Consider the following 21,492-nt stretch of genomic DNA (forward strand, 5'->3'; position numbering starts at 1 on the left):
CACCGCTCGCGCCGTCGCGGCGCTCATCCCGGCTCGTTCCTTCCAGCCGTACCAGTACACCGCCGCCGACCTGGCGAACGCGACCGCGCAGTTCCAGGCGCTCGCCACTCAGGCGAACTCCTTCGAACGCGGCAACGAGCTGCGCGCGCGGCTGGGTATGGACCACGAGACGTTCGCCGCGACCGTGGCGGTGGCGACGCAGGTGCTGGCCGAGCGGCGGCAGGCCGGATCGGTGCAGGCGGTCCGGGCCGACCCGGCCGAGCGGCTGCGCCTGGCCGGCCTGAGCGACCGCCAGCTCCAGGCGTTCCTCGACTACGCCGCCGGCCTGCCGCGCGAGCAGATCGCCGAGCGGCTGGGCGTTCCGGTCGAGGGGCCCGCCGGTCTCGACTGGTTCCTACGCATGGACGAGGCGAACCCCGGCACGGTGCTCGACAAGCTGACCCGGGCGTCCCAGAACAACGCGCTGCTGGGCACCCGGGAGCCGGCCGGGCGGGACGTGCGGACCGAGGTGGCCGAGCGGGACCGGATCCTCGCCTCGGCGCCGGACGCGTCGTGGGAACAGGTCCGCGACGCGCTGAGGGCCGTCGAGTTCCACGGCGTGCACCCTGCCGAGCGGGCCGCGCTGTGGCAGCGGGCCGACCGCATCGAGGAGTTCGTCGACCGGCTGCCGAGCCGGCACCGCGAGCCCGTGTACCGAACGCTGCGGCAGGCCGGCGTCACCTCGCTCGCCCAGCTTGCCGCGCTGTCCGTCGACCGGCTCGCCGACCTCGGGATGCCGGCCGGGGCGACCCGTGCGGTGCGCGCGGCGCTCGCCGACGTCACCGTGCCGGTGCGCGTCGACACCCTGGACCGGGACGTGGCCGCCGAGCTGGCCCGCACCACCGACTGGACCCACGACGACCTGTTCGCGGCACTGCGTATCGCCGCCGGGCTGCCCCGGGACCCGGGCGCGACAGCGACCTTCGGCCGTATCGAGGAGCTGCGGACGATCACCGGGATCGACCGGCTCGCCGTGTCCGCCGACGTGCTGATCGCCCGAGCCCAGGCCGGGACGCTCACGGCTGCCGAGCGCGCGCTGCTGCCCGTCGGGGCGCTCGACCTGCTGGTCCGGGCGCGCGCAGGCGGGCTCACCGAGCGCGATCTGGCGACGCTCGTCGCGCACGGCTCCGGTGCGCTGCGGACGCCGGGGTCCGCGGGCCGGTTCGCCCAGCAGGTAGCGCTGCTCATGCTCGACGCGCACGTCCGGGCCACGCACGGCGATCCGCCTGTGGACCCGGCCGCCCCCGCTCCGCGCGGGTTCCCGGTTCGCATGTTCGCCGTCGCCGCGCCGATCGCCGGAGCTGCCGGCGGCGCGCTGGCCGTCCTCGGCGGAGCGTCCGCGCCGGGAGTCGCGGTGCTCACTGTCGCCGGCGCCGCGCTGGGTGGCGCAGCCGTCGCAGTGAGCCGCCTGGTCCGGAACCGCGGCCCGCCGGCCGTCGCGAACGCCACTGAACCCACCGCCACCGGCTTGGCCGCGCGGCGGTGGATGGACCGAGTGGTCATCGGCGCACCGCTGCTGACGACCCTCGTCACTCGCGGCCGGGCGCTGGTCGCGCTGATCGGCGCGAGCGTGCTCGGTTCGCAGCTCCTGACGTTCGGGGTGCCTGGTGCGGGCCCGCTCACCGTCGGCGCTCTGGTGCTGGCCGGCGCGACGCTCGCGGCGATCACGGCCGCGGCGGTGCACCGGTTCCTGCGGCAGGGAGCCCCGAGGGGCCCGACCGTGCCGAACGGCCGCGCCCGCAGGGTCGGCGTGGGCGCGGCGACCGTCACGTTGCTCGGCGTGCTGGGTCTGTCCCTCATGGGCGGTCTGGCCCACCAGGCGGAGGCGGCAGAACGCGCCCCGAGCACGGTCGTCGCGGTGCAGGCGCCGGTGCAGCAGGTGAGGGTGCAGGCGGGCGACAACCTGACCCGCCTGGCGCGCGCTCTCGGTGTGTCGGTTCAGGCGCTGGTCGATGCGAACCCGGGCCGGTTCCCCACCACGGCGAGCCGAGACCGGATCGACGTCGGCGAGCGGTTGAGGGTCCCGGCGGGCTGGGACGGCGCCTACCGCGTGCAGACCGGTGACACCTTCAACGAGATCGCGGCGCGCCTGGGTATCGACCCGGACCGGCTGGCGCGCGCGCAGGGCGACCGGTTCCCGACGGTGAGCAGCCGCGACCAGATCGACGTGGGCGAGCGGTTCGTCACGCCGGGCAGGTCCGGTACTCCTGGCACACCGGGCACCCCCGAGCCCGGCGACTCCGGCCGGCCGGCCCAGACGCCGAAACCCGCACCCAGCCAGACGCCGACGCCGAGTGTGACGCCCACGCCCAGCACGACTCCCACGGCGACGCCGCCGGCGCCGCAGCCTGGGCCGGGTCTCCCGTGGTCGAGGTTGGGCGTCGGCGGACTGATCGCGCTCGGCGCCGTCGCCGCATTCTTCGGCATGCGGGCGGCCGTTCGCGGGGTGAACAAGCACTGGACATCGATCCGTGGCCTGCCGGCAGCCACGACGGCCCGCTGGCAGGCGAGTGGGGTGCGGGCCTGGCTGGGCCAGGTGCCGGACGGGCTGCGCGGTGCACGCGGCCGAACCGGCGACTTCCTGCGTGCCCGGTGGGACGCGGTGCGCGGTTGGCCGGCAGGGTTGACGGCGGCGTGGCAGGCGAGCCGGCCGAAGGCGTGGCTGGGGCAGGTGCCGGTGGGCCTGCGGAATGCGCGTGACTTCGTGGGGGCCCGGCGGGACGCGGCGACCGGTGCGGTCCGGGGCTGGCCCGCGGCACTGAAGGCCCACTGGGCGGCGAGCCGCCCGCGGGCCTGGGCGGCCTCTGTACCGGGCGGGCTGCGGGCGGCCCGAGACCGGGTCACCGGCGTCGTGAACGAGCGGCGGGAGGCGCTGGCGGCTGTCGGCCGGCGGCGGTCGGCGGGTCGGGTGCTGCGGTCGGTCGTCGCCGGGCTGGACGGGCCTGTCGCGACGGCCCGGACGGACCTGGCCGCAGCGCGCGGCGGGGTGGCCGCGGCCGACACCGAGCTGGCAGGGCTGCAGCGCACCGGTGTGGCCTGGCTCTACAGTGGATCGGACTCGACGCTCGCCGACCCGCGGGCGGCCGCTGCCCGTGACGGTGCGGTGGCGCGGGCGCTGGGGGTCGACCCGGCGGAGGTGCGGCTCTTCGCCGGTGACGCCGGCGGTCCGGCCCCGGCCGGGTTGGGTGAGCCGACGGGCACGTTCCAGGAGCGGCAGGACCGGCTGGTCGCCGCCCTGGCCGCGCTGGACGGGCGGCTGCGGGACGCGGCCGGGAACATCCGGCAGGCCGGCCGCACGCTGGTCGACCGCCAGGCGGAGCGGCAGGCGACGCTGGAGGCCGCGGTCCGCGCGGCGGCCCGGGGCGGGGTGCCGGTCGACCGGATCGCCGCGGCCACGGGGCTGGGCCGCGAGCAGGTGCAGGAGATCCTCGACAACACCCCGGGTGGGTCGGGTCCCTCGGCGTCCGGTGGTGGGCCGGGCTCCGGTGGCGGCGGGCCGCAGCCGGCCGCCGGTGGACCCGAGCGGCGGCCAACTCCGCCGGCCGGTTCCAGTGGTGTCGCGGAGTCGCGGGCGTCGGGGCCGCGCAGGATCGAACCGCGGCAGCAGCCGCGTGGCCCGCCGTGGTGGATGCGCTTCCCCTCCGACCGGACGACCGTGTGGACGGTCGTGCTGCTGACGGGCGGCCTGGTGGCGAGCCTCGCCGCCGTCCGCTACGGCGTGGCCGAGCCGGGCGTGCTGGCCGCAGGCATGGTCTGGTGGCCGGGTCAGCGCAAGGCTGCGAGGCAGCTGCGCGAGAAGGTCGCGGAGGCGAACGAGCCGCTCACCGGCGCGCTGGCAGCGGAGGACCTCCTGCGGGAGGCGGTCCGCCGGCACGAGCAGGGTCTCGGCGAGCGGCTGGGCTGGGTGCCTGCGGTCGCGGAGCGCCTGCGTGAGCTGGGCCGCACCGACGATGAGATCGCCGACGGGCTGGCGGACGCACTGGGCGTGAACCCGCAGCGGGTACGCGCGCGGCTGGCCGACCCCGCGCTGGCCGGGTCGGTGGCCCTGCCTGCGACGCTCGGCCAGGCTGTGGCCGATACCGGCGTCTCGGCCGACGAGCTGCTCGACGCCGCCCGCGCCGCGGTGACCGTGCGGTCCATGGCGCTGGGCCAGGCCCTGGTGCCGCTGGACGGCGCGGCCCAACAGGTGGCCGCGACGCGCGCGCAGCGCGACCAGCAGGTCCGGGAGGCGGCGGTGGCCGCCCGGAACGCGGGCGTGCGGACCGGGCCGGTGCGCCGTGCGACCGGCCTGTCGAAGCTCGACGTCAAGGGGCTGCCCGCCACGCCGCCCACGGTGCGCGATGCGCTGCGCGCGGTCTGGCAGCGGATCGCCGACGGTCTCCGGGCCGTCCGGGACGCCCTGCGTACGGCGCGGGACACCGTGGCCGGCGCCATTGGCACGGCGCGGCAGTGGGTGGTGAACCGGTGGCAGGCCGTTCGCGGCGCCGTCGGCACCGCGCGGCAGTCGGTCGTCGAGCGGTGGCGGGCCGCGAAGGCGCTGCGCGCGCAGGTCCGCGCGGTGGCGCGGCTGCGTGCCGCGGTCGGGAGCGCTGCGCGGCTGATGGGCCGCGAGCAGCGGGCCGCGGCGCGGCGGGTGACCGACGAGCAGCTCGGCTGGGTCGGGTGGCTGTCGGTGGTGAACTCGGCCGCACCGGCGGGCGCGCGGTTGTCCGGCGAACAGCTGGACCAGCGGGTCGGGGAGGCGTTGGGGCTGCCCGAGAACACCGCGCGCCGGTTGATGGCTCGGGCGGCCCGGCTCGACCCGACCCAGACGATGCCGCCGGGTGGCATTCCTGCCGCGGGTCTGACGTTCGGGCAGGCCGTCACCGCGGTGCGGGCGACGTTCGCCCAGGCGTTCCCCGGCCTGGCCGCTGCGGTGGCCGCGCACGGGGCCGCCGCGCAGGCGCTGGCCGCCGGGCGGGCGGAGGCGACGCGGATCACGGCGGACGCGGGCGTGGCGGCGGCGCGGGCGGCCGGCCGACTGGACCGGGCCGCGCGGGGCCGGGGCCTGGCCGGGTACCGCCTGCGGCTCAAGGCTCGGGCGGGTCTGGATGTCCCGGTCGCCGAGCGGAACCGGACGGTTCTGGCCCGGATGGCCGGGTTCGGCGTCGGTGTGGGTGTGGGGCTGTTCGGAGGTGCGCAGCTGGGGTTTGTCGGGGCGGGCGTCGTGACCGGCCCGATCGGAGCGGTCGTGGCCGCGGCGGGGCTGGTCGCGGCGGCGCGGGCGGTGTGGACGCCGCGGCAGACCCGCGGTCCGCCGTGGGGCGCGATCGCCCGTGGGCTGCGCGCTCAGGGCGTGCGGATCGGGATCTGGTCGGCCGTTGGCCTCGCGGCCGGGCTCGGCGGCCCGGTGGTGGTGGGCCCGCTGCTCCAGCTCTGGACGACGACCGTGTGGCCGTGGTTGACGCGGCCGGGTCTGCGTGGGCTCAAGGCGGTGATGGTGCCGCTGGTCTCGGCCGGGCTGGTCTACCGGTACGTGCTGCGGCGGCAGCACGCCAACCAGGAGTCGGGCATGCAGACCCGCCCGCGGCGGGCGGCTGTGCTCTCGGCCGGGTTCGCCTACTTCTTCGCGGCCGGGCTCGGGCTGCTGCGCGTGCTCTATCCCACGTCGCCCGTATGGCTGGTTCCGGGGATCGTGGCCATCGGGGCCGGGATCGCCGGTGCGGCTGCGCAGCAGAAGGACCTCGCGCGCACCAGGACGAACAAGGCGTTCGTGTCCGGACTGCTGTCGGCCGGGGTGGCCTTGGTGATCAGCACGCTGGCCGGCGGAGTGGCCCCGGCCGCGGTGCGTGATCTGGCCAACGCGGTGGTGGTGGCCGTGATCGTCTACGCGATGCCGACGGTGATTGCGGAGTACGTCAACGTCTGGGTCGGGCGGATCATGGCCCCGTACTCGAAGCGCAAGGCGAAGCAGGAGCAGAAGCACGCCGCCGACCCGAACGCGAAGGACAGGGCGAAGCGGCAGCGCAACCGGCTCATCGCCTGGCTGGACTACAAGAACTTCTCCCCGGTCGACACGCGGCTGCTGTGGCGCAAGTCGGTCGACCCGGTCCTGGCCGGGCTGGCCTCGCTCGCGATCAACCTGGCCTGGGTGGCCCGGCCCTGGGTGGAGGCGAACGACTCGCTGACTGCGATGCTGACCCGGTTCGGGGTCGCGGCCGTGTCGGTGTGGCTGATCGGGAGGCTGCTCCGTGACCCCGACGAGCACCGCAACGGCTACTACGGCTACCGGGGTCAGCGCGCGCTGCGGTCCCCGGCCCGCCCGTCCCGGTGGTTCTGGATCGGCGACCGGCTGCACCGCCGGGTCATGGATTATCGCAAGGACCTGGACGCACTGCTCGATCAGTTCGAGCTGAAGGGCCGCCTGAACCAGAACCTCGCGGAGCAGGTTGCGGCGCGGCTGTGGGCGCGGATGTCGGCGGAGATCCGCGAACCGCTGGGTGAGTGGGAGCCGCTGCCCCAGGAGATCGACCTGCCCCTGGCCCGTGAGCGGGCGGCGGCCAGGGACCGGCGGGCCGACCACGTGGGGACGATCAAGCTGGTCGTTCCGGTGCTGGCCGCCGATCCCGACGCGCTGACCCGGGTCGCGAAGCACCTGCGCGATGTCGGCAAGACCACCGACGCCGAGGTCGTGGAGTTCCAGCGCATGCTCAGCCTGGCGCTGTGGGCGAAGGCGGATCCGGCGCCGGAGCACGCGGCGGCGAGCCGGGTCTGGACGGATCGGTTGGCCAAGGCGCTCAAGGAGCGCAACACGCTGCGCAAGGAGTACCTGGAGGGCCCGCGACGCGCGCTGCTGGAGGAGATCAAGCAGTACCACCTGGAGAAGAAGGAGCTCAGACACCCGAACCTGCGGCGGGCGCGGGCTGCGTTGCGCTCGCTGGAGTTCGAGGTGGAGGGCATGAGCAAGCCTCGCAGCGAGCCGCTGGAGGCGGTTGCCCAGCTCGCTGAACAGCGCGCCCGCAGCGCGGCTGATGTCGCGGCTGAGGAGGAGCGGGCGCTTGCGGCCGGTCAGCGTGGTGCTACCCAGCAGCGCGTTCAGGAGCAGCGGCAGCTGGCTGCTGCCATGAAGCTGTTGCAGGCCGCGGGCCTTCTCAGCATCGAGGTGGAGCTGAGCGCCATCCAGCGGGAGTGGAACCAGCGGCGTTGGGCCGATGCGATAGCCACCGCCACTCGGACTGCTCCGAACGCTGCGCCGGCTACCCTGCTGCAGCGGCTGCTGGTGATCGCCGGCCGCAAGGGTCCGGTCACCGCTGAGCGGTTGGCCGCGCAGTACGGCGGCACCGGCTGGGACACGGCGTTGGCTGCGCTGGCCGAGCTGGGTGCGCTGAGCGGTGACGCGGCGGGTGGCTACCGTGCCGAGAAGAAGCTGGCTGAGTTGTGGCGGGCGGCCGGCCCGCGGTTGCGCCACGCGGTGCGCGCCAACCCCGAGGTGCTGCCCGGTGGTGCGGAGCTGGCCGCGCTCACCGTCGGGCAGCTTCCGTCGGGCGGGGACACCCAGGCCGAGAAGAAGGCCAAGGCGAAGGCAAAGGACGCCTACGCCGCGCTGCGCGAGGTTCTGCGCAACGGGGACCTGGCGTTCCGGCATTGGCGCGACGGGTGGATCGACGACGCCGGCATCACGTGGCGGCGCCTGACGGGGCTGGGTTACCAGCTGCGGCACTCCGCCGGTCGTCGGGATTGGCCGTTGCCCGCCGACCACCCCGCGGCCCCGGTCCGCTTCGCCGCCGGCGTTCGTGACCTGGTGGTGGCGCGTTGGCGGCACGCGGTGGTCCCGGGTGTGGAGCGCCGCCGGTTGCTGGTGCTGCTTCGGGCGGCCGACCGTGCCGACCGGCTCTACTACCGGGCTCTGCGCGCCGGCGAGCTGCTTGCCGCCCAGCGCGTGGATGGTCGGCTGCCGGACGAGGCGGCCGAGTTCCTGCACACCGCCCGCGCCGTGCAGGTCGAGGCGCACGCCGCGCTTGCCGTGGCCCGCGAGAACGCCGCCGCCCGGCTCACCGAGGTCGGGGCGTACCTGCACCAGATCGACCGCACGCTGAGCGCCGCCATCGCTGCCCGGCAATACGCCCCGGGTGCGGACCGGTTCCCGCCGACCGCCGAGTACTGGCTGCGCGAGATCACCAAGGAACTCGACGGCTTCCGTGGGCAGCTCGAACGGCTGTCCGGTTCCGCGCGCGACGAGGTGCTGGCCAAGGCCAGGCTGGCCCTGGCGCGCTACGCCATCGACCGCGAGTACGCGTGGCGCAGAAAGCTCTACCGCACCATCGGCGGCTGGAACGTCATGGAGGACGCGCGGGTGGCGGCCAAGAACCTGCGTGCCCAGCACCAGGACGTGTTCGCCACCGTCACCCTGCCCGACCCTGCGTTCTCCCCGGTCATCCCGCACCACGAGCGGCTCGAGCACCCCTACGGCGACGAGGTCCGTGGCGGTCACATGCTGGCCGCGGCCACCCGACGTGGCCGGGGCAACCCCACCAACCAGGACGCGGCCACCCTCGTCACGCTGCCGGGCGGTGACCGGGTCGCCGCCGTGGTCGACGGCGTGTTCAGCTACCCCAACTCGAGTCTGGCCGCCAACCGCTTCGCCACCGCTTTCCACAACGAGATCACCCGCCCTGGCGGGCTCGGCCGCACCCCCACACAAGCCCTGCGCGACGCGCACGACGCCGGCATCGCCGCGCTCGTGCAGCACTACACCCCGCAGACCGGGCACGGGGCCGTCGCCTACGCGGCCGCCTACTACAGCACCGACGGCACGATCACGATCATCCACGTCGGCACCGCCCGCGCCTACTACCTCAAGCGGGACGCCGCCACGCCGCGCGGCGCGCGGATGACCACCGACGACAGCCGGGGCGGATCCCTCGCCGAGGGCGGGATCATGACCCGCTGGGCGGCCGGCGACTACCGGCCCGAACCCACCATCACGACGTTCCGGCCCGACATGCCGGGGCTGCTGGTACTCGCGACCGACGGCCTCTGGCGGTACATGCCCGAGCCGGAGGACCTCGCCAAGAAGCTCGACGCCGCCGCCTTCACCGACGCCAAAACGGTCGTCACCCGGCTCGTCGACGGTGCCGTCGCCGGCCTCGACAACCCGAAGGGCGTCGCCGGCGTCATCGCCGCCGGCGGCCTCGACGACCTCACGGTCGCAGCGCTGCCGAGCCTGACCGTCCCCCTCGGGCCTGCGGGCCCGGCCACCGCAGGCCCGAACGGACCGGTCGCCACCTCGCACTGGAGCGACGCGGACACGTTGTTCATCGAGGCGGTGCTGGCGAAGCTGGCCCCGCATCTGACGTCGCCGCGCGCGCTGGGTGTGCGGCTGCCGCGCGGCCCGCTGCGCACCGCACCGATCCTCGGCCTGGACGTCGAGGCGTTGCGGCGGGTACTGCCGGCGCTTCTTACCGGCGACGAGTTCGCCCGGCTGGACGAGGTGCTGTCCCGGCTCGTGGCGTTCGGCTGGCACGGCCCGGCGGGCTCGGGCGCCGAGCGGGGCGCGATCGTGATGACCAAGGCGCGGCTGGACGAAATCGCTGGTCATCTGGCCGAAGGCCAGCTCACCAGGACCTGGTGGCGGGAACTGCTGGCGCACGAGATGGCGTTCCACATCAGCGGCCGCACGCGGCTGCGCGGACTCGGCCACGCCGATCACACCGACCATCTCGCCGCCGCACTGCTCGACGCGCGCGGCCTGGCGGGGGTCGGCGCCACGGGCACCACCGAGTCCCGTCCCGCGGCGCCGCGGACCCGCGAGCACTCCGCGCAACCGCGTGCCCCGCCGTCAGGTCTTCCCCTGCGTGGTCTGCGCGCCACCCGCACCACGACGGTGCCTCATGTCCTGCGCTCGATCACCGTCGGTGCCGGGGCGGCCCTGATGCTGTTGGTCGGCCCGCTGGGTGGGGCCGCGGCAGCGGCGTCGACGGTGGCGGCCAAGCCGGTCGCGGGGTGGGCCCCGGTGCTCGCGGTCACCGTCGGCGCGGCCGTCGCCGCTGTCGGGGTGGCGGCGGTGGTGCGGGCGATCCGCGCCGTGCGCGAGGACACGAGACGAGGCGGCGGGCGCTTCGAGCTCCGCCCGCGGGCGGTCGTGGCGGTTACCGCCGCGTGGCTGGCACTGGAAGTGCTGGTCACCAACGTCCCTGAGCTGCGTGGCCACCTCCCGGAGCCGTTCGATCTCTTCTCGCACGCCAAGAACCTCAAGGGCGGAGCGTTCGTCGCGGTGGCAGCGGTCTACGCCAGGCGGGCCGTGGAGATCGCCCGGTCGGGCAGCGGCTATCTGACCCGCGAACAGCTGCGCTCGTTCCATCGCCGGTGGATCCCGGCCGTGTTTGCGGCCGCCACCGCGGTCAACGCCGTCACGGAGACCCGGTGGGGACTGGCGGTTCTCGGCCACCGGATCTTCCCGGAGACGACGCCCGACGTCCTCGACCTGCTCTACAGCGTGGGTTTCGCCGGCCTGGCGGCCGCGCTGGTGTGGCACCCGTCCACGACACCGGTGAGCCGGTGGACCCCGAGGCCGCAACCCGAGGTCGGCAAGGAGGTGCTCGGGCCGGCGATCGGTCACGCCGAGGCCGAACTGAAGAAGGTCATCCGGGCGATGCCGATGTCCGGTCGCGACCGCCGGGCGGCGCGCCGCGCCATGGTGCAGGCCACGGCCCAGTACTGGGGTGGGCGGGGTCTGACGCTGAGGAACGTCCACGTGCCCTATGGCGTGCGGAACCTGGTCCGGAGTCTCGCCGTGGCGGCCGATGCGGCCGGTCGGCCGCTGCCCGAGCCCGAGTTGATCGAGCTGGCCACCCGGCTGTTGCACTGGTCCACCGCCACCGCCCCCTACCGGTCCCGGCACACCGAGGACGTCCGCCGGCCTGCGGTCGACGTCGGCGCACCCGTGCGGGACGCGGTGACCGTCGCGTTCGCCAGGCTGCTGCCCGAGCCGTTGCGCGAGAGCCTCGAGCTGGACCGGCTGCACCTGCACGAGGTCCGGGTGAACCTGCTTCGCCTGGACGACCGGCTCTACGACGAGCTCGTCGAACGCGCCCGCCGGAACGCCATCGCTCCCGATTCCGGCCACGGCGATGGGTGGGTCGCGGTGGGTGGGCTGGACGAGCGGGTGCGCCGTGAGGTGATCGCTCGGTTGCCGGCCGCGTTGCGGGGTGGGCGTCCGCTGTCGGGGGAAGAGTTCCCGAACCTGGCGCGGGGCCCGCCGCAGGGCGTGGGGTTGGTGCGGATCGTCGAGGACGACCTCGGTGACGGCTCACTGATCGCGTTCGGCTGGCGCCACCGCGAGCACGCCCCCCATGGCGTGATCGTCGTCCCGGCGCGGGTGGCGCGCAGCGTCGAGGAGCTGATCGGGGCCGATCCGGCGTTCGCCGACTGGTGGGCGCGGCTGCTGCTCCATGAGCTCGAGTTCCCCATCGACGGCGATGAGCACATCGGCCATCGCCACGACAGCCACGCTGCTGATCTCGCCGCGGAGTACGTCGACGCGCGGAGCTTCGTGGCGGCTGTCGGCGGAATGTCGAGGGCGACGCGGCATGTCGTCGAGGCACAGCTGCCGGTGCTCGCGGAGCGGGGACACCTCCGGCCGCTGGCGGAGGTGAACCCGCTGTGGCCGTTCGGGGCGACCCGGCGGCCGGTGCTGGTGCTGGACGTCGACTCCGCGGGGGCGTTGCTCGACGGGCTCGGTGACGCCCTCGGCCGATTGGTGGTCTTCGGTTGGCGGGCTCGCGGGGCGCTCGTGGTCACCCAAGGGATGCTCGACGAGATCGAGGATCATCTGGCTGCTGGTCGCTTGGCGGAGGACTTCTGGCCAGGACTTGACGGCGCGGCCCGCCCGGAGGCGGCCGAGCGGCTGGTGGAGCGGTTGGAGTTCGCTCGCGGGTTCGGCACCGACCTGTCCGCTGCGGGCGAGGTGGGCTTCACCGCGGCCCGGGCTGCTGACGGGCAGCCGGTGTGGCGGTTGGACACGACGTTCGGCACGGTGGTGATCACCGGCGAGCAGCTGAGCCGGGACGGGAACGTGGTGCTGTCCCCGGCCGCGAACGCGGTGGCCGCGCTGGTGGCGAGCGCGCGGTGGTGGCTGCCTGCGGCGCTACCTCAAAGCGATCGGCCGGCGCGGTTGCTGGAGATGGTGGCCACCGCCACCCGGTCGGCACCGATCGCGCTGCAGGAGTCCGGTGGGTTGCGGGTGGCCCGGGTGAGGTTCGACGAACCGGTCGCGGTGCTGCAGTGGCAGGGCGGCGTGCGGACCAGAGACGTCGAGCTGGTCACCTGGCAGGCGGACGCCGGCCGGCATCTGCTGGTCGGGTTCTACCCGGTCGCCCAGGACAGCCCGGCCGGCTTGGTGGACCCGAATGTGCTCGCCGCGTCCCGGCGCGGCGTGGTCGCCATCCGCGACGCGAACGGCGACATCGTCGGCACCGGCTGGGTGGTCGAAGCGGCCACGGAGTCCAGCCCGGCCAGGCTGCGCACCGCCTACCACGTCGGCGAGCTCATCAGCGCGGGTTACACGGTCGACCGGCTTGCCGGCGGCCGGTCGGCCATCGCCGAGGTCCGCAGCGTGCCGTTGGCCGGTTACGGTGATCTCGCCGAGCTGGCGACGGCGGCTCAGAGCTACCTCGATCTCGGTCCGAGCAGCACTCGGCTGCCGACCCTCGACGTCGCGGAGTTCACGGTGTGGGGGCTGGATCGCCCGGCCGTGCCGGTGCGGGCGAGCCCGGTAGCACCGGGGGAGTTGCTGACGTTCATCGGTTTCCCCCGCGGCATCGGTCTGGTCAGCCGAGGCCCGGTCGCGTCGGCGCGGCGGGGGCTGCTCGAGACGATCGCGATGCTCGGTGGCGGCGCGTCCGGCGGGCCGGGGTTCGACGCCCATGGCCGGGTCGTCATGACCATCGTCGCCGAGCGAGCAGGCCGGGTGCACGGGGTCGGGCCGGAGCTGACCGTCCGGTTCGGTGAGCGGGTCTGGAGCGAGGCTGGCCGTGCGGTGCCGCCGGAGTGGCGGCGACAGCACTTCGGCAGGCCCACCCCGTCCCCGGCGGTGGTGGCGCGCGCCCTGGAGGAGAGCCTGGCCGACGTGGAGGGCTTGATCGACGAGCTCTCCGGCGAGCTGCGCTCCAGGGTGTGGGCGGTGCTGGACACCCTCGGCGGTGATCTGACCCAGTTCCTGGATCACGTGTTCGAGTTGTTGGCCGAGGCTCCGCGGACCGCCCAGATCACCGCATTCGCCGAACGCGCCGATGCGGCCCGGGCCGAGCTCGAACGGCTGCACGCCACGGCGGAGGCCGACCGGGCCGCGGCCCTTGACCAGCTCGCCGCCGAGCTGCGCGCGTTGATCGCGGCCGGCGACCAGGACTCGATCCCGTTCGGTGCCGCGCTGGGCGCCCTGGGTATCGGACCGACACTGGTCAACGACGCCGTCGAGGGCGCCGGGGATCTGGAGCTGATCACCGAGGGGTCCGGGCAGCGGATCGTCAGCCGCGGTGGCGGCGGGCCGGTCGCGGCAGGCGGGATGGACGGCCGGGTTCGCGGTGAGGTGATCGCGCGGTTGCCGGCCGCGCTGTGGGATGCCCGTCCACTGTCGGGGGAGGAGTTCCCGAACCTGGCCCGCGGCCCGCCGCAGGGTGCGGCTCTGGTGCGGATCACCGAGGACGACCTCGGTGACGGTGGTTCGCTGATCGCGTTCGGCTGGCGTCACCGCGAGCACGCCCCCGAGGGCGTGATCGTCGTCCCGGTCCGGGTGGCGCGGATCGTCGAACAGCTGATCGCGGCCGACCCGGCGTTCGCCGACTGGTGGGCTCGGCTGCTGGGCCACGAGCTGGGCTTCCACATCGATGGTGATGAGCACACCGGGCATCGCCACGACGCCCACGCAGCTGCGCTGGCTGCCGAGTACGACGTAGCGCGCTTGCCGATCCGCACGATGACCGGCGGGCCCTCACTGATCTCGCACGGCAGCCTCGGCGCAGACGACCACGTGACGGTCGAACATCGCATCGCCGGTCTGCCGGTGGTCGAGGAGCTCGCGGCCGGAGACCCGGATCTTGTGCGGATCAGCGGCTTCACCGGCAACTACTTCTCGCAGAACCCGGCGAACGGCCTGCGAGCGCTGGACGGGCTGATCGAGGCCACCCACGCCTCGGGCATCCGTGGCGGTCTGGTGGTCTGGACCTCGGGCGACGGCTGGCTCTACACCGACACCCGGGTACTGGCCGCCCTGCGCGCCGACGTGCTGGACCTCGACGCCCGGCGTGCCCTGTTCGACCACGAGTTGTTGCACGCCGCGATGCCCGGCCTGGCGGAATCGCAGATCCATGCCGCCTCGCCCTTGCCCGACCTGACTCCGCTGAGCCACCTGTACGGCGACTCCGCCGACTTCCCGGTACCGGCCTTCACGCCGGTAGGCGACGCGTTCGGGCGGCCGGCGTGGCTGGCGCCGGAACTCGAGGTGGCGCCGGGCATCCTGTCGCGGGTCGTTCGGATCGTGATCCACGGCTCGGACGGGTACGAGCACGTCGGCTCGGGGCTGCTCTGGTCCTCTGACGGCCGCACCGGTGTCGTGCTGACGAACCGGCATGTCGTCGCGGACGCGGAGCAGCTGTGGGTCGAGCTCTCCACGCCCGCCGGAGTGCGGTCCGCACCCGGCAGCGTGGCGCCCCGTCCGTCGGCCGACACGATCGCGGCCCACCTGCGGGCGAGCAGCGCGGCAGGCGGCCTGACCGACCCGGAGTTGGTGCAGGCGGCCGACGAGCTGGACCTGGCGATCGTCCACATTGCTGAGTCCCGTCGGCTCACGGCACCGGACCTCGACCGTGACGGCCGGGACGCACGAGTGACGTTGATCGGTTTCCCGAGGCGGCAGCTTCCCGTCCGCTCGTCCGCCGGTGGTGTCGACAACCTCCGCACCGAGGCTGGGCACCTGGTGATCGGCGCAGGTCTGACGGCCAAGCCGCCTGCCGTACCGATGAGACCCGCTCGCAAGCTCGATCTGTTCTTCGTCGGGCCGTGGGCAGGCCCCGGCAACTCGGGTGGTCCGCTGATCACCCGCACACAGGACGACGAGGGTGTCCTCGTCGAACGGGTGGCCGGGCTCTACCACGCTCGAATCCGCCACAAGCGGATCCGGACACCGATCCAGGCCGCGGTGGGCGCCGGCGCGATCGAGGCATTCCTGCGCGCAGCCGGTGTTCCCGCCGCCGGTCAGGGCGGCGGGGCGGTGGCGCGACACCCGTTGACCGATTCCCAACGGGAGCAGGTGGTCGAGGCGTTGCGGGCGTCCGACGAACAGATGACGCCCCTGGAGGAGCTGACCTCGGCCATGCCTCGTGCTCCGCCCGGCGTGTCGGTTCAGGTCCGGGACGGAGAGCTGCCGGCACCGGGTGTGGTCGCGTTCAGCTGGGCCGAACGCGGTGTCGTGGTGATCACCCGGTCGACGGCTGCGGCGATCGCGGCGCGGTACGCGGTGGACCCGGACGGCGTGCAGCGGTGGTGGGAGCGGCTGCTGACCCACGAGGTCGAGTTCCACCTCGGTCAGCACCCCGAACACACCGGGCCGCGGCACGACGCGGACGCCGCCCCGATCGCCGCCGAATGGTTCGCCCGGCCGGTCACGGCTCGGCGCCCTTCGGCAGGGTTGCGCAAGCCGCACGGCAGCGAGATCGACGCGTGGTTCAACGGTTCGCTGTTGACCGGCGACGAGATGACCATGGTCGCCCGCCGGGAGCTGGCCGATCGGTTGGAGCGGCGGCTGAACCGGACCACGCCACCGGCGTCGGCTGTGGAGCAGGCCGGACTACTGCGCGAGATGGTGCAGGCGACCCTGCGCTTGTTGCGCGGAGAGCCGCTGGGTGAGCGCTGGCGCGAGGTCGCGCCGACGCGGCTGCACTCGTTGGCCGACACGCCTTCCGGGAGGCTGGTCGACACGATCTTCGGGTCGGCCGCCGACGCCGGACATGCCGAGCGTGACGGGGTGCGTGAGGTCTTCGCGCGTGACGAGGTGGGGCTGCTGCACGAGGTCGTCAAGGCCGCGCTCGCCCCGGCCGCCGGGTTCCGGCCGGCACGGGCGCACGTGCTCGCAGTGCTGGCCGAGCGGCTGGTGGACGGTCCGGACCATCGAGGTGAACGGTGGAGGGCCCGGCCCGGCTGGCTGACCGCCCGCGCCAAGGCCGAGCTGAGCGAGCTGGCGGTGCGCAACCCGCCGGCGCGGGTGTTGCTGGTGTGGAGGTACGAGCAGGTCCGTGCCGAGATCAGCAGTCGGTTCGCGGAGCTGCCGGAGTGGCGCGAGCTGGCACTGCGCTACGCCGCGGAGTTCCACACGGCCGCCATCGAGGAAGCGCGGCTTCCCGAGCTGTCCGAACCCGACCTGCGCTCGGAGTACGACAGTGCGCTGACCGGGCTGCAGCAGTTGGTCGCCGGGGACAAGAGCCTGACCTGGAGACAGCGTCGCTCGCTGTCCCAGGCGCTTCGGAAGGCCGAACGCGAAGCAGGCGGTCCGCGCCGGTGGGAGATCGAGGTCGATCTGCGTTCTCTGCGGGTCATCACCGAGCGGGCCGGGGTCTGGCCCACCGACCCCGAGCTCGTATACCTGGCGGTCCGCAACGTCACCTGGGGCCTGCACACCGACTCCCTGCAGCTGGCGGCGGTCCGCTGGCAGGCCACCAAGGTGCTGATCGGCACCGCGTCGCCCGAGATGAGTCTCTTGTTGCGCCCGGAACGGCAGTACAGCGATTCGACGCGGCTGATCCGCTTCGCGATACCTGCCGACCTCCGGTTGCCTGCGCAGGCCCTGCCCCCGGCCACCGGGCCGAACACCCACCGGGACGGCGCGATTGCCGTGACGTTGCACGAAGCCGAGCCCACCGCGCTGGACGAGAGGGAGCTGGTGGCGGCTGAGCAGGCGGTGCGGGAGTTGCACCGCGAGCGCCCGGGTGCCCCGTTGAGCCCTGGCGATCGTGACTACCGGCGGGCGGACCCGCGCGGTCGCTGGGCTGCACACGGGGTGCGCGTGTATGTGCTGCCCGGGCTGCGGCGCCGGTTCGACCAGCTGATCCGCGCTCCGGGTGCCCGTGAGCTGGCGCTGTTGTATTTCGTCACCCGGGACCGGGACGGGGTTCGCGCGGTGTTCGTCGACCCCGCCACCCTGGCCGCCGCGCGCCGACTGTCCCGCTCGGACCGTGGATTGATCGCGGAGCGGGAGTTGGTTCGTATCGTGAGCCCGGAGCTGCCCGAGGCGGCGGTGCAGGCGATGCCGTTGCCCGCGCGGCGCGAGCTGCTGCGGCTGACGGCCCGTCCTTACCGTCCCGGCGTCGTCGAACCCGGCGCGGTGGCGGGTCCGTCCGGAGAGCTGGGCGCGTTGATCGTGGAGTACCTGGCCACCCAGCCACGCTGGAGCGGCCGCCTGTTCGAGATGGTCGACCGGCTGGGGGTGGACGCGGAGGCCCTGACGGCCGCCATAGCGGCCCACCCGCACCTGGTCCCATGGACGTCGGTGCTCGCCGCCCCGGCCGAGGCCGGGTTCCGTCCGGCACTTCGCGACGGCCGCCCGGTGATCAGCCTGACGCGGGCCACTGCGGGTGGCGACCCCGAGCTGTTCATCATGGGGCTGCATATCGGGCCGAGCCGGGACTCGGGTCTCGACCCGCTGGGGCACGCCGTGCGGCGCCTGCCCGACCTGCGGCGGCTGCACCGCGACCAAGAGCCTGCGGTATGGCGGGAGATCCCGACGTTCCAGCTGATCGCCACGGCCTGGCACGCATCCGGCGCCCCCGTCCACGACATCGGCGACCTGCGGGTCTACCGCGGTGACGTGGCCGGACACGGGCTGACGCTGGTGACCTCGCACGGCGAGTTGGTCAACTACTACCCCAGCGGGATGGCCACTACGACCCAGCCGGCGCCGCACCGTATCGCCGAGGCGCTCGCCTCGGTGGTGCGTGTCACCGGCCAGGTTCGCGACACCGAGCTGGACGCCGTGGCCAGCGGCGTGGTGGTCGCCCCGGAAACCGTGTTGTCCGTGGCGCACACCGTGTTCGACGTGGACCCGGCCACGTTGCGCGTGGACGGGCTGGCCGTCAGCGCAGTCGCGACGTTGCGGGCGAGCGAGTTCGGTGTGCACGCCGAGCTTGCCCAGCAGTCGCTGGCCCACACCCTGCAGGCGGGTGTTCCGGTGCAGGATGGGCTGGTCGATCTGTCGGTGCTCACGGTGCCCGGTCTCGGGCGCCCGGCCGCCCGGCTGCGCGACACCCCGGTTGCGGCGGGCACCCCACTGACGACCGCCGGCTACCCGGGTGGTCGGTGGATGCTCAACCACGGTCCGGTCACCGAGAACGACGTGCACCTGACCGCGGCGATGGCAGGGCCTCCCGGGCTGTCCGGCGGCCCGGTCCTGGACCCCGACGGCGCGGTGGCCGGTATCCAGAGCTATGGCAGCGCCTCCGGCCCTGCCCACTTCCTCAGCCCCGAACTCATCGCCGCGTTCCTCGCCGGCATTCCGGATGCGGGCCGGGGCGGCGGCGCGGTGGCCGAGCACCCGCTGACCGACGAGGCGCGGGAGCGCGTGGTCGAGGCGTTGCGGGCGTCCGAGGACCGGATGACGCCGCTGGACGAGCTGACCCTCGCGATGCCTCGCGCTCCGCCCGGGATGTCGGTCGGGGTCCAGGTCCGCGACGGCGAGTTCCCGGTGGCGGGCGTGGTCGCGTTCGGCTGGGCAGAGCGCGGTGTCGTGGTGATCACCCGTTCCGTGGCGGAGCAGATCGCGGCGCGCTACGCGCTGGACCCCGACAGCGTGCAGCGGTGGTGGGAACGGCTGCTGACCCACGAGGTCGAGTTCCACCTCGGTGAGCACCCCGAGCACGCCGGGGCCCGGCACGACGCGGACGCCGCCCCGATCGCCGCGGAATGGCTCGGCTGGACGGACACGCTGCGGTCCGGCGCGGGCTTGCGCAAGCCGCACGGCAGCGAGCTGGAGGCGTGGTGGCACGGCGCGCTGTTGACCGGTGATGAGATGTCCATGGTCGCCCGTGGGGAGCTGGCCGAGCGGTTGGAGCGTCGGCTGAGCGAGACCTCGGCGCCGGCGTCGGCGTCCGAGCAGGCCGCGCTGCTCGGGGAGATGGTGCGGGCGACGATCGGGTTGTTGCGTGGGCGGCCGCTGGGGCAGCGGTGGCGCGAGGTCGGGCCGGTGCGGTTGCACTGGCTGGCCGATGTGGCCGCCGGGTTGTCGGTCGACCCGGTTTTCGGGCTGGCCGCTGATGCCGGGCACGCCGAGCGTGACGGGGTGCGTGAGGTCTTCGCGAGCGACGAGGTCGGGCTGCTGCACGAGGTCGTGAAGTCGGCGCTGGCCCCGGCCCTCGGGTTCGATCCGGCGCAGGCGCATGTGCTCGCGGTGCTGGCCGAGCGGATGGTGGACGGCCCGGATCATCCGGGTGAGGCGTGGAAGGACCGGCCCGGTTGGCTGAGCGCCCGTGCCCGCAGCGAGCTGCGTGAGCTGGCGGTGCACAACCCGTCCGCGCGGGTGATTCTGGGGTGGGACTACCAGCGCGTTCAGGCCGAGATCATCGCGCGGTTCGCCGAGCTGCCGGCGTGGCGGGAGCTGGCGCTGCGTTACGCCGCGGAGTTCCACACCGCTGCCATCGACGAGGCGCGGCTTCCCGAGTTGCCCGAGCCGGACCTGCGCGCGGAGTTCGACAACGCGTTGGCCGGGCTGCACCAACTGCTCGCGGGTGAGAAGGGGGTGACCGAGGACGAGCGTCGGTCGCTGTCGCAGGCGTTGCGCCGGGCCGAACGCGATGCGGGCGGCCCGCGCCGCTGGGAGATCGAGGTCGAGCTGCGCTATCTGCGGGCCGCCACTGAGCGGGCCGGGGTGTGGCCGACCGACACCGAGCTGATCTACCTCACGGTCCGCAACGTCACCTGGGGCCGCCATACCGAGTCGCCGGAGCTGGCGCGGGTCCGCGAGCTGGCCACCGCCGCCGTGGTCGGCACCGCGTCGCCCGAGCTGAGCGCGTTGTTGCGGGCGGAGACGCCTTACGGCGGTGCGCAGCGGCTGGTTCGCGTCGAGGTGCCCTCCGACCGACAGCCGCCTGCGCCGACCGTGCGCGCTGAACCGGCGGCGCCGGGTGTGGGGTGGGTGGCCTTCCGGGCACTGCGCCCGCACCTGTTCGCCGCCGCCCGCATCCCGCTCGGTTCACCGCTGGCGACCGACCGGCAGGCCGAGTTGCCCAACACCGGCGAGCTGAACGAGCCCACTCGTGACGAGTGGGCCGAGCAGTTGGGCAGGGAGGTGTCCGCACCGGCCGGGTTCGACCAGCAGTACGCGACGCTGCGCGGCTATGTCGAGCACACCGTCGCGCTGCTGCGCGGCCGGCCGCTACCGACCGAGCAGCCGGTCCCGACGGTGTGGTTCCGTCTGCTGCAAGCCCCGATCCTCGACCCGGCGGGGCGGGAGGTGGACGCGCTCGCTCGCACCGAGGCGGAGGCGCTGGTGGTCTACGCCGGTGACCCGTTCGGGGCGTTGCACGTGCTCACCGAGGCGCTGTTCGCCGGCTGGGACGGCTTCGCCGGCGAGCAGCGCTGGTTGATCGCCGAGCTGGCCGAACGCGCGGCCGGCCCACCGGCAAGCAGCTATTTCCTGGAGCGACACATCGCTCGTGGCTGGGTGCCCACTCGGGTGCTCGACGAGCTGGGCAAGCGCGACTGGGACGAAGGGTGGCGGCTCATCGGTGATCACGAGCGCGAGCGGGCCCGCGTCGTGGGCATGTTCACCGACCGGCCGGACTGGGCGGGCCTGGTGGCCCACTACCTCGACCAGCACTACCTGGCCGCGCTGGCCCGTGCTCCGCAACCCACGGTCACCAAGGACGCGCTGGCGCCGGTGATCACGGCCGCCGAGGAGGAGCTCGACACGATCATCAAGGACGTGCGGCTGTCCCGGAAGGACCGCCGCACGGCACACCGGGACCTGGAGCGGGGCTTGGACTACTACTGGGGCAAGCGGGCTCTGAACAAGCACGCGAGAGTGCCGCATCACGTCCGCGGTGTGGCCCAGAGACTCGCGGTGGCGGCCTACCTGGCCGGGCAGCCGCTGCCCGTGCCCGAGCTGATCGAGCTGGCCACCCGGCTGCTGTACTGGTCCACCGCCACCGCTCCCTACTCGACCAGGCATCACGAAGACGGGCACAAGGCTGGGGTCGACATCGGCACGCCGGTACGCAATGCCGTCTCCGCCGCGTTCGCCCGGCTGCTGCCCGAGCCGCTGCGCGCCGCACTCGAGGTGGACCGACTCCACCTGCACGAGGTCCAGCATCACCTGGACGGCCAGTACCGGCGGCTCGTCGACCAGCTCGTCGACCTGCCCCACCCGGATTCGTCGAGCTGATCACCGCGTGCAGCGCTGCCTCGCCACGCGGTCCCCGCTGACGAGGCGCAGTC

At 74.0% G+C, this 21,492-nt stretch carries 1 protein-coding gene (only partly in view); it reads left to right on the forward strand.

Annotated features, from left to right (window positions below; genetic code table 11):
• A protein-coding gene (locus ABD743_RS28960; RefSeq protein WP_344725525.1) for a preprotein translocase subunit SecA crosses the window boundary here: on the forward strand, positions 1-21,439 show its 3' portion. 13,127 nt of this gene lie to the left of the window's left edge; 21,439 of the gene's 34,566 nt are visible here — the last part of the coding sequence; the start codon falls outside the window, past its left edge; the stop codon is at positions 21,437-21,439.
• Positions 21,440-21,492 lie beyond the last annotated feature (53 nt).

The sequence above is a fragment of the Pseudonocardia yunnanensis genome (assembly GCF_039534065.1).
In the GTDB taxonomy this organism is placed as follows: Bacteria; Actinomycetota; Actinomycetes; order Mycobacteriales; family Pseudonocardiaceae; genus Pseudonocardia; species Pseudonocardia yunnanensis.